At 42.7% G+C, this 15,836-nt stretch carries 16 protein-coding genes; 7 read left to right on the top strand and 9 right to left on the bottom strand.

The features are described 5' to 3' along the window. Positions 1-1,446, bottom strand: coding sequence for a BamA/TamA family outer membrane protein (locus AAA942_RS04600; RefSeq protein WP_338219058.1), 1,446 nt, complete (start codon positions 1,444-1,446; stop codon positions 1-3). Between the two features lie 59 nt (positions 1,447-1,505). Here AAA942_RS04600 and yidD point away from each other — a divergent pair, with 59 nt between their 5' ends. After that, the gene (gene yidD / locus AAA942_RS04595; RefSeq protein ID WP_338219057.1) at positions 1,506-1,730 is read left to right on the top strand and encodes a membrane protein insertion efficiency factor YidD; all 225 of its coding nucleotides are present in this window, start codon (positions 1,506-1,508) and stop codon (positions 1,728-1,730) included. On the opposite strand, the gene AAA942_RS04590 is transcribed toward yidD, so the two are convergent. Genes AAA942_RS04590 through AAA942_RS04570 form a run of 5 tightly spaced genes read right to left on the bottom strand, consistent with a single transcriptional unit; the run spans position 1,727 to position 6,960 of the window. Then, a complete protein-coding gene (locus tag AAA942_RS04590) occupies positions 1,727-2,830 on the bottom strand; it encodes a prolipoprotein diacylglyceryl transferase (RefSeq protein WP_338219056.1) in 1,104 nt (367 codons plus the stop codon). The genes yidD and AAA942_RS04590 overlap by 4 nt on opposite strands. Before the next feature lie 10 nt (positions 2,831-2,840). Next, on the bottom strand, positions 2,841-4,679 hold the full coding sequence (nadE, locus tag AAA942_RS04585) for an NAD(+) synthase (protein WP_338219055.1): 1,839 nt from the start codon (positions 4,677-4,679) through the stop codon (positions 2,841-2,843). Between the two features lie 22 nt (positions 4,680-4,701). Beyond that, positions 4,702-5,445 (bottom strand): ribonuclease III, encoded by a 744-nt coding sequence (rnc, locus tag AAA942_RS04580; protein ID WP_338219054.1) that lies wholly within the window; start codon positions 5,443-5,445, stop codon positions 4,702-4,704. Positions 5,446-5,450: 5 nt separating this feature from the next. After that, positions 5,451-6,701: a beta-ketoacyl-ACP synthase II gene (gene fabF / locus AAA942_RS04575; RefSeq protein ID WP_338219053.1), complete on the bottom strand. Its 1,251-nt coding sequence runs from the start codon at positions 6,699-6,701 to the stop codon at positions 5,451-5,453. A 22-nt stretch (positions 6,702-6,723) separates the two neighbouring features. After that, positions 6,724-6,960 carry an acyl carrier protein gene (locus tag AAA942_RS04570; RefSeq protein ID WP_026950184.1) on the bottom strand — a complete coding sequence of 79 codons (237 nt, stop codon included), beginning with the start codon at positions 6,958-6,960 and terminating at the stop codon, positions 6,724-6,726. Between the two features lie 151 nt (positions 6,961-7,111). On the opposite strand from AAA942_RS04570, the gene AAA942_RS04565 reads away from it, so the two are divergent. The 6 genes from AAA942_RS04565 to AAA942_RS04540 all read left to right on the top strand — a co-directional run bounded on the left by AAA942_RS04565 (position 7,112) and on the right by AAA942_RS04540 (position 13,203). After that, entirely contained in the window at positions 7,112-7,540 is a 429-nt protein-coding gene (locus tag AAA942_RS04565) for an IPExxxVDY family protein (RefSeq protein ID WP_338219052.1), read from the top strand. A gap of 8 nt (positions 7,541-7,548) precedes the next feature. Beyond that, positions 7,549-8,979 (top strand): pyruvate kinase, encoded by a 1,431-nt coding sequence (pyk, locus tag AAA942_RS04560; protein ID WP_338219051.1) that lies wholly within the window; start codon positions 7,549-7,551, stop codon positions 8,977-8,979. A gap of 124 nt (positions 8,980-9,103) precedes the next feature. After that, positions 9,104-10,966, top strand: a complete 1,863-nt coding sequence (locus AAA942_RS04555) for a fasciclin domain-containing protein (protein ID WP_338219050.1) — start codon at positions 9,104-9,106, stop codon at positions 10,964-10,966. A gap of 97 nt (positions 10,967-11,063) precedes the next feature. Beyond that, positions 11,064-12,110: a sensor histidine kinase gene (locus tag AAA942_RS04550; RefSeq protein ID WP_338219049.1), complete on the top strand. Its 1,047-nt coding sequence runs from the start codon at positions 11,064-11,066 to the stop codon at positions 12,108-12,110. Then, positions 12,061-12,837: a LytR/AlgR family response regulator transcription factor gene (locus AAA942_RS04545; protein WP_338219048.1), complete on the top strand. Its 777-nt coding sequence runs from the start codon at positions 12,061-12,063 to the stop codon at positions 12,835-12,837. Before AAA942_RS04550 ends, AAA942_RS04545 begins: the two co-directional genes overlap by 50 nt. A 6-nt stretch (positions 12,838-12,843) precedes the next feature. After that, the gene (locus AAA942_RS04540) at positions 12,844-13,203 is read left to right on the top strand and encodes a hypothetical protein (RefSeq protein WP_338219047.1); all 360 of its coding nucleotides are present in this window, start codon (positions 12,844-12,846) and stop codon (positions 13,201-13,203) included. 11 nt (positions 13,204-13,214) lie between these two features. Here the strand turns inward: AAA942_RS04540 and AAA942_RS04535 are convergent, their stop codons facing one another. From AAA942_RS04535 to AAA942_RS04525, 3 genes are read right to left on the bottom strand one after another with little or no spacing between them, the layout of a single operon-like run. Further along, positions 13,215-14,795, bottom strand: a complete 1,581-nt coding sequence (locus tag AAA942_RS04535; protein WP_338219046.1) for an NFACT RNA binding domain-containing protein — start codon at positions 14,793-14,795, stop codon at positions 13,215-13,217. Then, complete coding sequence (locus tag AAA942_RS04530) at positions 14,795-15,559, bottom strand: MBL fold metallo-hydrolase (RefSeq protein ID WP_338219045.1); 765 nt, start codon at positions 15,557-15,559, stop codon at positions 14,795-14,797. Before AAA942_RS04530 ends, AAA942_RS04535 begins: the two co-directional genes overlap by 1 nt. Then, positions 15,556-15,834 carry a hypothetical protein gene (locus AAA942_RS04525; RefSeq protein WP_338219044.1) on the bottom strand — a complete coding sequence of 93 codons (279 nt, stop codon included), beginning with the start codon at positions 15,832-15,834 and terminating at the stop codon, positions 15,556-15,558. The genes AAA942_RS04530 and AAA942_RS04525 overlap by 4 nt, the downstream gene beginning before the upstream one ends. Positions 15,835-15,836 lie beyond the last annotated feature (2 nt).

Below are 15,836 nucleotides of genomic sequence, written 5' to 3'. Positions count from 1 at the left end.
CTAGAATGGTGCCCTAAAATTGAAGAAAATATTACCCTCTCCCTGATTATTGACAGAATATTCCAGGCGGAGTACTGCATCGTAAAAGCCTACAATATCAATTCCTGCTCCATAGCCAAAAAGGTATTGATTGGTCAGACGTGCATTTTCGGGAATTTCATTGCGGTCAGTGACATAACCATGGTCAAAGTTTCCGCTCAAATACATTTTGAAGGGGAGGGTATTGAACTGATCCCCAGGAAGGTACCTAGAGATGTCTATCGAAAAGTCCAAAAACTTATATCTCAAGCTGTTTTTTTGGACATAAAGCTGCTGTCCTTCAATCACATTCAATTCATAACCTCGGATGAAATTGGGATTGTATCCTATTCCTCTGACTAGGGTATAGGGCTGCTGATCACTCAAAAACCAAACGCCTGTAAGGCCAGCAGCAAAGTGTATTCTGTCGGTGAGCGGCTTGTAAATATTCGCATTGATATTGATTTCTATTTCATCAATGTCCTCGGTATTGAATATTCCGTATTTCGTAGCCGAAATCTGCAATAACTCCCCATCCGTGGCATAGGCGACATTATCCCGCTTATCATGCCGAAAAGAGTATTGCAAATAGGCATAGCGAAGTCTGTTTTCGCCATGCTGAAAATAGTTTGGATTTTCAGTCAGCACTTCGGGATTGATCCAAGTATAGTTGTATCCGAGGGTCACAAAATGAAAATTATAGAAAGTTCTTCTGTAAGTATATCTGAGGGCGGTGGAGAAGTTTTTCCTCAGTACCTCTTCCATTTCGTTGGTATAGAATACCTGCCGGTTAAATTCTGATTTGATGGGGATCGTTTTTTGGTCAGCATAGGTCAACTGAAAGGCGAGTCCATGCTTTTGATTTTTATCAATGTAAGGTTTGGAATACAGCAAATCCAATGCTTTGGTAAACCCTAACTGTCCAGAAAACCGGAGTTTTTCATTTCGTCCACCTACATTCGAATGACTGACTCTCAATCCGTAGTTAACCCTTGACCAATCCCTACCTTGGTTGGTCCACCATTCTGCAAAGTTTCGATCTGCGAGTTGGAAGATGATGGAGGGAAGAATATACCAACGCTCTTTGACTGAAATGAGGATTTCTACTTCTTCTTCTCCGGTAAACAGGGGGGTAATTTCTACTTCAGTAAATAGTCTGAGGTTATAGATTTTCTGCTGATCAGCTTGGATGATTCCTACAAAAGTCTCCCAGTCGTAATAGTAATCCGTGGTAAAATCGAGCTCCCGGAGAATGATACTTTTCTGGGTTTTCTGATTTCCGATAATGAAAATATTATTCACCTTGACTCGCTCCGGTGCTCCGGGATTGACAGGGGCGTAGGCAGTATCCTGAGCCAAAATGGGAGTTAGAATCCCACTACCAGTCAATACCAGGAGAATGAATAAATATTTTACTAAAGCGGACAATGGAATTCTCTTTCTTTAATTTTGGTTTTCCTTCTGTTAGATAAAAGGCCAGCGAGAAAATGATCAAAACCTACATCAGAAAGATAGCGATATTTCCAGTGCTGGTGTATCAGTATGTTATTTCTCCACTTTTTCCTGCCTCTTGCCGCTATACTCCTACCTGCAGCCAATACATGAAAGAGGCTATTCTAAAGCACGGTCCTATTAAGGGAGGCTGGATGGGTTTCAAAAGAATCGGACGATGCCATCCTTGGGGAGGCCATGGTCACGATCCGGTGCCCTAGATTTTCTCTTTTTTAAATCCGGATCTCAATGCTCTGAAAATCAGGAAAAAGCCCAAAAGAACCAGAGGTACACTTAGAATTTGGCCCATATTGAACTGCATTCCGCTTTCGAAATCTACTTGAACTTCTTTGAAAAACTCCCAGATGAAGCGCATGCCGAACACCGAAATCAGGAATAGACCCAACAAAAGGCCGTCCGGAAGATTGGATTTGTATTTGATCCACATGGCAAGAAGTACGAGGAAAATCAGGAAATAGGATGCAGCCTCATAGATTTGGGTTGGATATTTTGCCTTTCCGAAGGTATGGACGGTCACCAGATAATTTCCGGGTTGTTCTTTGATCTCATAATCCAGAGGAGTTTCTGCAGGCTCCGCCAAAAACTCCTGAGAGGAATTGAAGCGGGTGAGTGCATATTTGATGTCTTGCTCCAGAATCTGACTGAGCTCTTCTCGGGAGAAATTTCCTTTGGAAATCACTAAGTCAAAATTCACAGGTACGATACCGTTTCCAGTCAGTTCGGAGTCCCGATCAGTGGGTTTATAAGCATCAATCGATTCAATGGGCACTTTGAGGTTTTGCAGAATCTCCTCTGTGTCCCTTGCAAATACAAATCCTGAATCGGTGCCTGAGTCTTTTCCTACTATTTCCGAATTCATCAGATTTCCAACTCGGATCAATGCACCGGTCATAGCCGTCACGATGACAATTCGATCTACTACCCACAGGTAGCTTTGACCGGGAGTACGTTTGGCATAAAGCCAAAGGGCAAATAAAATGGCCACAGCAGCTCCGTGGGAGGCTAGACCGCCTTCCCAAACTTTCAGAATGGAAAGAGGATTGCTGAGATATTTGTCTGGCTCATAGAACAGCACATGACCCAACCGAGCTCCAATGATAGTTGCCAAAACCATGTAAATGGTCAATTTGTCGACTAATCTTTCATCCTGTCCTTCTTTTCTAAAAAAGTAAACCATGAATTGCTGCGAGATAATAAATCCCAAAGCAAAGAGAAGGCTATACCATCTGAGCCTCTCAAACCCTGAAAAAACGGCCGGATTGGGGTCCCATACAATGTAGCTAAGAATAAATGAAAGCATAAGATTTTTATTAAAGTTGGTCTAATTGACGGAGTTCTTCCTCAAACCCACCGGATAAAATCGGGAATCTATACCAAGTTTTGGGATCAACATTGAACTCATCCAAATGAAATGACGGAGCCAATCTCTCTCTTTTCCATTGATTGCGGGCCCAAAGTCGGAAGAATTTTTTAATGTATTCTTTTAAAACCGATTCCTTCAATTCAATTTCTTCTTTCAGGAGGAGGAAAATATCCATAGGAGATCTTCTGTCACGTATGGCCATGCGCTCGATTTCGACCAATAAGGAATAGGGCATCAAATCCTCTTCATCGGTTTGGGTTCTTTCTAAAGGGCGAAGCTCTGCTGTTGGAGTTAAGCTGTTTACCGCAGCTAGTCCGGGTCTGTCCAATGCTTTTTCTGCCCATCTGAGCCAGTGAATGATGAAATATTTGTCCACTGCCGCAATAGGCGAGATGCTTCCACTGGTATCCCCATCCATGGTGGCATAGCCTACGTCACCCTCACTTCTGTTGGAAGTACTCAATAACAAAGCATTATTCAAATTGGCAAGCATCCAAATAATCGGGGATCTACTCCTAGCTTGGATATTTTGCAGGGTGATGTCATCCTGCTCCCAAGTCAGTTTTCTTCCAATTGCTTTTTCAATTTTTTGGGTATAGGAATTTACTTCCTCGTCAATGGTCCAAGAATAGAATTTAGCTCCCAAGCTTTTCGCTAATTTTCTGGCAGATTGGAAAGTGTCCTCGGAAGAATTTTTGGTGCCCTGATATGCAGTGATCAGGAGTTCTCCAACAATCTCTTTTTCAGGATCGGAGGTTTTTGGACTAAACTTGAGATTTAACTTTTCAAGAAATGTATCCAAGCCCAATTCTTCAATCCCTCTTTTGACCATCTCTGCTACCAAAACAGCAATGGTGGATGAGTCTGCTCCTCCAGAAAGGGAAAGGACAAAGCCTCTGCTTTTGCTTTTTCTCAGGTAATCAAAAAGTCCCAAAGAAGATGCCTGGACAAATTCCCATTCCTTAGCTTGGATAGGGGCTGGATTTTGTTCTTTATTTTCCAGGGTGAATGTCAGGACCTGAAAGTCCTGAAAAGAAAGCAGCTGATTTCTTCCTAGAATATCTCCATCCTTTGCCAGAAGGATTTCCCCATCAAAAATCATCCTGCCGGATTCATTGCCCAATAAATTGACATAGGCATAATAGCAGTCAAAAGTCTTTGAGCTGAATTCAATTAAGTCTTTTCGCTCCAAGGTTTTTCCCATTGCAAAATGGGATGCGCTTGGATTGAAAATGAGGTCAACTTTTCTGTCCTTTAGACGATAACCCGGACGCACAGGTCCTCTCCAGGCATCTTCGCAGATTTCAAAGCCAAAATGGAATCCATTTTTATGGAAAGTCAGATCTCCAAAAGGAACTTCTTCTCCCTGCCACTCCAATTGAATGACTTCGTGAGCTTGCCAAGGGGTAAACCATCGAAACTCGTAATGCACCCCGTCAATCGCCATAAACTGCTTGGCGACAAAACCTTTTAAAATCCCATTTTCAATTACGGCGACGGTATTATAGACTTTGTCAGCCATCCTCACCGGTAGGCCTACAGCCGCGGTAATTCCCTGACAGTACGGAATCAACTTCGCCAATTGTGAAAGTGCCTTCTGGGGGTACCAGTAACTTAAAAATAGATCCTCCGAGCCATATCCTGTAATGGCCAATTCCGGAAAACATATCAAATCTGCACGCTGTTCTTTGGCAGTTGCTATGGCCTTCAGGATACGACTGAGGTTGCCCTCCCAATCCAATGGGGTTTGGTTGACCGTGGCGCAGGCGATTTTTAAGGGATTCATTCGGTTTTTGAAAAATCGGAATTTAGGGGTTGAGCAGATCAAGTTGTTCACAGGCTATCCGGGAGGCGTCTTGTTCGGCTTTCTTTTTTGTAGCGCCTTTGCCTTGGAAGACTTGGCTGTTTTCTACCTTAAGTTCTACAACAAACTCTTTGAACTGTTGGTTGCCATTCACTTGAATTACCACAAAATCTACCTGTTTGTTCTCTTTTTGAGACCATTCGATGATTTTGCTTTTGTAATTGTAAATGGTACTGACCATCTCATCCAAATCCATGTGAATAAGGATACGGGTAAGGATCAACTTTTTGGTAAACCGATAACCCCTGTCCAAATAAACAGCCCCAAGGAAAGCTTCGAGTATGTCACCATAAAGGGATTTATTTCCTGTAAACTGCCGACTGTCGATCACCAGATTCAAGGTGTTTTTGAGGCCAATTTTAATGCCGATTGAGTTGAGAGTTTCCCGATTGACCAGCTTGGAGCGGGTTTCAGTAAGAAAGCCCTCATCCCGGAAAGGATATTTTTTAAATAAATACTCTGCAATCACTGCACCCAAGACTGCATCTCCGAGGAATTCCAGGCGTTCATTGGATATCTTCAGTCCTTTGTAGCTTTCTTCATTGAGTCCGGCTGGGGTGAGTGCAAGTCGAAAAAGGGATAAATTCAAAGGCTTGCGTCCAGTGATCATTTTGATCGAGGAGGCAAGCCTTTTGTCTTTAGTATTGAAGAAAAGAGTATGAAATCCGAGTCTCTGAAAGAGTTTCACTCTGCTCAGTTATATTTTTTGAAAATGACAGAACAGTTGTGACCTCCGAATCCAAAGGTGTTGCTCAAGGCAAAATTGATATCTCTTTTCTGAGCTTTGTTGAAAGTCAAATTTAATCCTGGATCAAAAACTTCATCATCAGTGAAGTGATTGATGGTAGGAGGTACGAGGCTATTTTGAATTGCCAATATGGAGGCAATCGCTTCGATAGCACCTGCAGCTCCGAGCAAGTGGCCTGTCATGGATTTGGTACTGCTGATGTTTAGTTTGTACGCATGGTCACCAAATACCTTTTGAATGGCTTTGGTTTCACTCACGTCTCCAAGAGGAGTAGATGTGCCGTGGACGTTGATGTAGTCAATCTGTTCAGGCTTTAAACCAGCATCCTCCAGAGCAATTTCCATTACACTGCTTGCTCCCAATCCTTCGGGATGTGGCGCTGTGATATGATTTGCATCAGCAGTCATTCCGCCGCCTACCAATTCTGCATAAATTTTTGCACCTCTGGCTTTGGCATGCTCCAGTTCTTCCAAGATCAATGCCCCTGCACCTTCACCTAGGACAAAACCATCACGGTCCTTGTCAAAAGGACGAGAAGCCGTCTCTGGAGATTCGTTTCTTTGAGATAGTGCTTTCATGGCATTGAATCCTCCGATTCCAGCTTCTGTCACGGCAGCTTCAGAGCCTCCACTGATAAACAAGTCGGCTTTTCCTAGCCGGATGTAGTTGAAAGCGTCTATGAGAGCATTCGTGGCAGAGGCACATGCTGATACCGTGACAAAATTGGGACCTCTAAATCCATATTTAATGGAAATAAAGCCTGCCGCGATGTCAGCGATCATTTTGGGAATAAAGAAGGGATTGAATCTTGGAGTACCGTCTCCTTTGGCAAACTCGGTAACTTCTTCCTGGAAGGTTCGAAGTCCTCCGATACCGGAACCCCAAATCACGCCTGCACGGCTTTTATCAATGCTTTCCAAATTGATGCCCGAATCTGCCATGGCTTCATCTACCGTGATCATGGCATATTGGGTAAAGGGATCCATTTTTCGGGCCTCTTTCCTGTCGATAAAGTCCTCTATATTGAGATTTTTTACTTCGCAGGCAAATTGGGTCTTGAAAAGTGAAGCGTCGAACCGGGTTATAGGCGCAGCGCCACTCACACCACTAGACAAGCCTTTCCAAAATTCATCTTTGGTATTGCCTATTGGTGTGAGAGCACCTATACCCGTTACAACAACTCGTCTTAAATTCATGTGCTGAATTTACTGGATTGAATTATTTTACGTTAGCCTCAAGGTAAGTGATAGCCTGGCCTACTGTGCCAATCTGCTCAGCTTGATCATCTGGAATAGAAATGTTGAATTCCTTTTCAAACTCCATGATCAATTCTACAGTGTCCAGAGAATCAGCGCCCAAATCATTGGTGAAGCTAGCTTCCATAGTCACTTCAGACTCTTCTACGCCAAGTTTGTCAACAATGATGGCCTTTACTTTTTGTGCAATTTCAGACATTTTGTGATCAGTTTAGTTAATAACACTCCGCAAAGAAATATATTTAATGCCTAATTGACAAAGAAAAGATTGAAGTTAATTTATGGTCTGATGCATGGTCTTTGCTCTAGATTTTTATCCCTAACTTTGCTTTGATCTGTTTTTTTTCTGAATGAAGAAGGCCAAATTATTCATAGAACCCACTTTTGACTTCAATTTACTGGGGATTGTCTCTCCTGTAAAGGACTATAAATTAGCCTGGCTGATCAATCGAACCCTTCAAATCAATCTGGTCAGATCTGATGATCTTCTGATAGAATTCTTAAGTAATCCCAATCTGGAGATTTCTCAGTTTTTTCTTTCTTTGCCTCATGGATTTATTCAACTTTTGAAAAATAAATCGCTCAATTCTTCCCAGCAATTGGCATATTTGATCCCTGAACTCAGAAATATGGATTATTTCCTGCTGATTCAGGACGATACAGGACTGATTGATTTGGGAGATTATTTGAAAAAGCTTGCCGATAACCCATTCATCCAAAGTGTAGTCAAACTTGATGTGTCCAAACTTAAATCGAAAGAGAACCTATTAACTTATTAAAAAGCGCAATGAGCCCACTTCCGTTCAAAAAGACAAAGATTCTAGCCACCATAGGACCCGCTTCCAATAATTACGAAATGATCAAAAGCCTGGCTGCTGCCGGTGCCAATGTCTTTCGACTCAATTTCTCTCACGGAAGCCATGAAGTCCATCAGGAGGTCGTTCAGATCATTCGCCGAGTCAATAAAGAACTCAATTGCCACCTTGGCATCCTTCAAGATCTTCAAGGACCCAAAATTCGGGTAGGGGAGGTTGAAAACAATGGTGTAGAGATCAAACCCGGTGAGCAGATTACCATTACCAATGATCCTGTAGTCGGTACTTCTTCCCTAGTATCGACCGTCTACCAAAATCTCCCTCAGGACGTAGTACCCGGAGATCGGATTTTGATCGATGATGGAAACCTTGAAGTATTGGTCAACAGTACGGACGGGAAAAATGTCAATTGTACAGTCGTTCATGGGGGAATCCTCAAGTCAAGAAAGGGCATTAATCTCCCTAATACCAAAGTTTCTGCACCTTCATTGACCGAAAAAGATCTCGAAGATATGGAGTTTGGTCTGGGTCAAGATGTGGACTGGATTGCTCTATCCTTTGTACGATCTGCAGATGATATTCTAGACCTAAGACAGCGAATCCAAAAAGCAGGCAAATCCTGCAAGATTGTGGCGAAAATCGAAAAGCCGGAGGCACTGGAGAATATCGATGCTATTATCGAAGCTACCGATGCCATCATGGTAGCCAGGGGAGATTTGGGAGTGGAAGTGCCCATGGAAATTGTTCCTCTTTGGCAGAAAAAAATGGTTCAAAAATGTAAACTGGCCTGCAAGCCAGTCATCATTGCTACCCAAATGATGGAAAGCATGATCCAAAATCCAAGACCGACCCGCGCCGAAACCAACGATGTGGCCAATGCAGTGTTGGACGGAGCGGATGCGGTGATGCTTTCTGCAGAGACTGCCTCCGGGAAATACCCAGTCAATGCTGTTAAGGCCATGACCAGTATTATTACCTATTTGGAGCAGAATGCTGAGATCTATCACAATCTCTATAAAATCCCGGAAGAAGATCCGACTTTCCAAAGCAGTAATTTGGTCCTAATGGCTGCAAGACTTTCCCGTAATGTTAAAGCAAAAGCCATCGTGGGAATTACCTCGTCGGGTTTTACAGGATTTAAAATCGCATCTCATCGACCCTATGCCAATATTTTTGTTTTCACTCGAAATGAAAAGTTGCTCACGCAAATGGCCTTGGTTTGGGGTGTAAGGGCCTACTATTACACCAGTCAGATTTCTACCGACGCTACTTTTGAGGATATAGAAAATACCCTAAAAGAGGACGGTCATGTAAAATCCGGAGATCTCATAATCAATACGGCAAGTATGCCACTCAAGCAAAAGGGAAAAACCAATATGCTAAAAATTCATGTCGTAGACTAAGGGTCTCAATCTGCAAGTCAAGGGGTGAATCATTCAATTCACCCCTTTTTTTATACAATTCGAAGGAAGCAGGCTGACAAATGTTTAATCTTTTTGTTCATAGGCTAAACAAAATTAACTACCTATGACAAAACTCTTGCGATTACTCCTTGTAGGATCTTTCTTTTTTACGATCCTTTCCTGTAGTGAAGACTACCAAGGTCCTATTCCTTATCCGACCTTGATCGAAGCTGCGAATGATGCAGGTTTAACTACCTTGGTAGCTGCTGTACGAGCCATTCCCGGATTGGAAGCGACTCTTCAAGATCAGCAGGCTATCACTGTATTTGCGCCTACCAATGACGCATTTGCCAATGCTTTAACCGCTTTTGGTGCTACTGACTTAAACGATTTAGTGGCCAAATTGGGAGGACCAGCCAATCTTCAGACCGTTCTGGGTTTTCATGTGGTGCCTGCCGTGGCATTCTCCAGAAACTTGAATGAAGATAATACCTTCACCACCCTAGCCGGTCAAACTCTAAGAGTAAGGTCTACTCCAGGCTTGGTTACCGTAACGGATGCTGCAGGTAATGTGGCTACCGTAGTTCAGGCTGATGTGGAAATCGAGAATGGGGTGGTCCATGTGATCGACCGTGTATTGATTCCGAACATTGACCTTCCTAAGCCGACTCTGGTAGAAGCTGCAACTGAAGCTGGTTTGACTACTTTATTGACTGCTGTCACTGCAGTGGATGGATTGGCCAATGCCCTCCTTTCTGCTCCAGCTATCACTGTATTTGCCCCAACCAATGAAGCGTTTGCTGCAGCATTGCAAGTATTCGGAGCTAGTGATTTGAACGAATTGGTGGTTAAAATCGGTGGCGTGGACAATTTGGAAAAAGTGCTGGGTTTCCACGTAGTACCTGCAGTTGCTTTTTCTGGCGATCTCGCAGCTTCAAATACATTTACCACGCTGTCTGGACAGGAAATCACCGTAGAGCGTGCTGGTAATACTGTAACAGTAACCGATCAATTGGGAAGAACTGCACAAGTAGTAGCTGCAGACGTCGAAATTGCAAACGGAGTGGTTCATGTGATCAATGGTGTAATGCTGCCTGATTTGATGTTGCCAAACATTGTAGAGGCCGCACAAGCTGCTGGATTGTCAGTCCTTCTGGATGCAGTGACTGCTGCTGACCTTGGTGGAGCGCTTTTGAACGCTGATGCAATCACGGTGTTTGCCCCGACAAACGACGCCTTTGTAGCTGCTCTTCAGGCATTCAATGCTGCTGACCTCAATCAGCTGGTTGCAAGAATCGGAGGTATCGAAAATCTTCAGACAGTATTGGGCTTCCATGTAGTACCTGCTGTTGCCTTCTCTACTGATCTTGCAGCTACCAACACCTTTACTACACTTGCAGGCCAAGAGTTGACTGTAGAAAGCGGTTCTTCAGGTGTGACTGTTACCGATGCAGCAGGCAATACGGTCAATGTGGTCGCTGCTGATGTGGCCATCTCCAATGGAGTCGTTCATGTGATTGATGGTGTATTGCTTCCTGAATTGGATCTCCCTAATGTGGTAGAGGCTGCTCAAGCTGCAAACCTGACTGTATTGTTGGATGCTGTAACTGCCGCCGGACTTGGAGGTACCCTTCTAGGTCAAGAAGCAATGACCGTGTTTGCTCCAACCAATCAGGCGTTCTTGAACTTGCTAGATGCATTGAATCTCAATTCACTTCAGGAATTGATCAATACATTGGGTGCGGATGCTGTGACCAAAGTTTTGGGCTTCCATGTAGTACCTGCCACTGCCTTCTCGTTTGATTTGGCACAAGGAGCTCAGCAAGTTCCAACCCTTGCAGGTGAAAATCTGACTGTAACCCGAACAGGAAATAATGTAACTGTAACTGATGCAGCAGGAAATACCTACAATGTGGTAGTAGCTGATGTGGCCATCGAAAACGGGGTAGTCCACGTGATCGACGGAGTCGTCTTGCCAACTTTGTAAGGCAAATCCATATAAATAAATAAATTCACAAGGGGACAGGTTTGCTGTCCCCTTGTTTCAAAAAATAAAGTGCTCAAGGAAAAGAAGGGATAGAGCCATGTTTAGTCACCGATTGAGTTATTTGTTTGCCAGTTTGTTAGGAATCTATTCCTTTCTGAACATATATTTTCTCGACGGTGATCGACTATACGCAGCTAAACTGGACGCTCTTCCACTTTTTCTTTTAATCCTTGCGTTAACCCTATCTGTTTGGTTGATCAATCGGTGGGTTCAAAGTAAATTTTCAGAACGGTTTGAAAAAATACACCCGCTGATAGTACAGTTTCTGTTTTCATTGGTGCTGGTGTTGGCCCTATCCTTGATTTCTTCTGAAATTTCTGGGTTGATCCTGGGCGGTCCTTTTTCCTTTTCCTTTCAAAACTTCCTTTTGACAGCGGCTTACAGTTCAAGGATCAATCTTTTTCTTAATTGCCTCAATGCAATTTATTTTTTCAGCGAAAAGTTGAAGGAGAAAGCTGTGGAGTCCGAAAAGCTAAAGACCTTAAACTCGGAGGCAAGATATGAGTCGGTCAATTCTCAACTCAATCCTCATTTCTTTTTTAATAACCTTAGCGCCCTCTCGGTTTTGATTCATCAGGATGTAAAACTTGCCGATCAGTATTTGCAAAAACTCAGTGAAATCTACCGATACATCCTTAAAAATAGGAGCAGCGAATTGGTTTCGCTTCAGGAAGAAATTTCATTTTTAGAGAAATATCTCGAGCTGCTAAGTATTCGATTTGAAGATTCTCTAAAATTTTCTCTGGAAATCAAAAAAGAATGCAAGGATTCAATGATTCCTCCTGCGGTACTTCAACTTTTAGTAGAGAACGTCGTGAAACACAATTACTTTACCAGAAAGGAGCCTTTGGAAGTAAGGGTGTTTTGTGAGGATGGAATTCTTAAAATTTTTAACAAAAAACAACCCAAAAAGGCGGTTGAGGTCTCTACAGGCATTGGACTTCAAAACATATCCGACAGATATAGGTTTCTAAATCAGGAAATCAAAATTTTGGATGAATCGGATTATTTTCAAGTTGAACTGCCTCTAATCGATGACAAAAAAGATATTGCTCGTAGAAGACGAACCCTTAGCCCAAGCTAGGATCGTTTCAATAATTCAGAAGGAAAGGCCGGATTGGAAGATACAAGAAGCTGTGCAAAGTGTAGCGGAGCTTAAACAGGTTCTTGCGGGTCCTTTGGAATTTGATTTGATCCTCTGTGATATTCATTTAGCTGATGGATTGAGTTTTACTGCATTTCAAAACAGAGAAATTTCCATTCCAATTATTTTTATCACTGCCTACGATGAATATGCGCTTCAGTCATTTGAGCATAATTGCATCGATTATGTCCTCAAACCCATTCAGGAGGATCGTTTGCTTAGGGCTTTTGACAAAGCAGAAAAATTTGTGATTTCAGGCGAACCAAATGCCTTGCCCGCTAACTTTTTTGATAAATTCATTGAGCATTATTCTCCAAAGACCTACAAGAAGCGTTTCTTGACCAAGTTGCGTAGTAAGCTGGTGTTTGTTAATTCCGAAGAGGTAGCTTATTTCTATGCGGACGGTGGGGTTACATTTTTGGTGGAGACAGGTACTTCCCAAAAATTTGTGGTCGATTATTCACTCAATGAGCTTGAAAATGAGTTGCTTGACCCACAAAAATACTATCGCATCAACCGGTCCATGATAATCAACCTTGACAATCTGATCGAAATGAAACCTTACCAAAATGGAAGATTAGTCCTTTCTCTCAAAGCAAGGTCTGAAGACGCAATTGTAGTAGCCCGTGAGCGGGTGAATGAGTTTAAATCCTGGATCAATCAATAATTACCCATGAAAAAACGACTCTTTTTAATCGGTATTCTTGGTTTCTTTTTTTTCCATCCGACTTTTTCCCAGACATTGAACCAAGTCTCGTATGACTCACTGAAGCAGGCCATGATCAAAATGGATCAAGAGCTCTATCAAGTTCAGCTCAATCTACATCAGTCACAGAGTCAGCTTAAAACAGGGATTTTGGTAGCCACTTTGGGATATACTGTGACCATTATCGGTGGACAGCTTTTGGGAACCGAGCCGGAGTTAGGAGAAGCTCTACTGTATGTTGGCGGTGCTACAGGAATAGTCGGAACTGTAATTCTTTTTAAGGGATTCAAAAAAATCAGTTTAGGCCCTCCTTTGCTCAGAAATTAGTCTTGCTCAGCTCAATTTCCCTTTGCCACATCTGCATCCGGTCCCTTTGGTGCTACCATCAAGACTTTTTCTTTGTCCACCATGACAGCACCCGCTGGTGATCCCTTTACTTTTCTTACAAATTTGGCCTCAGTATATATCACAGGGGCTAAGCTTTCATTCTTTAGCTTAGAATAGTAGGCTGCCAATCCTGCTGCTCTTTCCAAAACAGGATTTGGGATTTTGGGCATCCCTTTGGTTCTAATGATTACATGGGACCCTGCTGCTTGTCTGGCATGAAGCCACAAATCATCTTTGTGGATGTACCCGCGAAGCATTTCATCATTGTCCTTGGCTGATTTTCCCACCCAAATAGTATATCCTTCAAATTCAAAAATTTTGAAGGGAAACCCGGTATTTTTCGGGTTGGATTGCTCGGATTTGTTCAGTTCCTTTTTGTAGGATTTCAATCCTTTGAATTCCTCGATAGATTCCAATTCATCCCATTTTTGAGTCAATTCCTCCAGTTGCTTCTCCTTGGCTGCTAAGGTTTTTTCGATTTGATCAATTTCCAGCTGGCGATTTTTCGATTTTCGGTAGAGTGATTCGGCCAGGTCTTGGGGCTTTTGATTGGGTTTGAGCTTTACCCATACTTTTTCACCAGTATAAAAATTATCCAGTTCTGCCTCGGTTTGCCCTGAGAAAAACTGATGTAGATTGGCCATGATGACATCAGCCAGCTGGGAAGGAGGAGGAGAGCCTGCAAGCTCACTTAGTTTCTCACGGGATTTCTGAAGGTAGTTTTCAGTCCTTTTGATTTGTTCCTGAAGATTCTTCAGTATTCGATTTTTGTCTTTATTGAAATTCCCTCTTACTAGTGCCAGATAAAAGAGCTCATTGACTGCTTCAATTGGGTCAGCGAAGGTTTTTAAGGGGTTTTCTGTGGGCAATAGGGTAAGTTTGACTTGGTCTTGCTCCTCGACCAAGCAAAAAAGAGGACTGTCCAAAAGGTCCAAAACTTCCAGCATCCATTTCCATTTTTCTTCCAGACTCAATTCAGGATAGCCTTTTTCTTTGAGCCATCTTCTTGGCTCAGGGCCTAAAGTGGGGAGAAATTGACTCGCATTTCCTTCAATAGATTTAAATCGCTCCCAGCTGATATCCAAAGGATTGAATAGGTCTTCGAAGCTTAAATCCTTGTCTTCCGAAATCTCATTCCGGAACAGAAGCTGGGGAGGGCCGACTTTTTCATGATATAGAAGCACATTACTTCGATTGCCATGGAGTTTGAAAACCAACTTTTTCCCGGATTCCAACAGAAAATAAAAGGCTCTCTCGAAATCCATCACCTTCACGCCTTCAATCCGGTCTCCCAATAACTCCGAAAACAGATCAATGCTGTTCCTTTTTGCCCGCTGAAACTGCACTGGAAAGCTTAAATAAATATCCGGTGGCAATAAATGGGCTTGGACATATCGGATGTCGTCCTGATTGGATATTTCCAAAATCAGCTCATCCTTGCTTTGGGAAAAGCAGGAAGTGATAATTCCTCCCTTGAATTCTTTTTCCAAGGCAGGGCAAAGAAATCTCAGAAAATGATAATTCAGATGCATCAAGAGAGATTTAGTGTCAATCCATCGTATGCTAGTTTGATTCCTTCCGGTAGCTGCCGGTTGATCTCAGCGTGAAGTCCAAGCTTATGGGAAATGTGGGTGAAATAGGTGTTTTTGGCACCTATTCTTTGAGCGTGAATTATGGCTTCATCCAAGGTGAAATGGGAAATATGTGACTCTTTTTGGAGAGCATTAAGGACAAGAATCTCTGTGCCTTCCAACAATTTAAAAGAGCTTTCCGGGATAAAATTCGCATCGGTGATGTAGGAGAAATCTCCGATGCGGAATCCCAACACAGGTAATTTGTAGTGGAGTACGGGGATAGGGGTGATTTCTGTTCCGTTGAAATGAAAAGGATTTTCATCGATTTCTACACAATCTACTTGGGGTACCCCGGGATATTTTTGAGCGCTGAAGATGTAGGAATATTCCCTTTGAATTTGTTCCAAAACAGCTTTTCTTCCAAAAACAGGCATACTCTTTTTTTGCCGGAAATTATAGGGTCGAATATCATCCAATCCTGCCGTATGGTCCTTGTGCTCGTGGGTGAAAAGTACCGCATCGAGACTTTTGATCCCCTCCCGAATCATCTGCATCCGAAAATCCGGACCAGTGTCGATCACCAAGGAGGTTCCCTGATGCTCAATATGGAGGGAGGTTCTGAAACGCTTATCTCTATAATCCAAGGAAGTGCACACTGCACAGTCGCAGGTAATCACCGGTACGCCTTGGGAGGTGCCTGTTCCTAGAAAGGTTATTTTCAAAACTTGAGTGTAGTTTGTTGGAGTTCAATCAGAAAATCCTGACTGCTTTTGTCTTTAAAATCTTTGGGGTCAAATTGAAGCTCTCCAAGGATATCGATCAAGGCATTTATTTTTCCTTCCAAAGGGAAATACTTATTGATAATCACAATCCGGGTGTCTTTGAGCAGGCAATAGCCGGATTTGAAGTTCCCCTTTTCATATCTCAGGATATATTCTGAAGAGGAAAAAAGGTTTTCCAGTTTGTCCAAAAAGTGTTTGGTGTATTTGACTGCCATGA

Source organism: Algoriphagus sp. oki45 (assembly GCF_036245605.1).
GTDB lineage: Bacteria > Bacteroidota > Bacteroidia > Cytophagales > Cyclobacteriaceae > Algoriphagus.
This window is presented reverse-complemented; position numbering and strand designations above follow the sequence as displayed.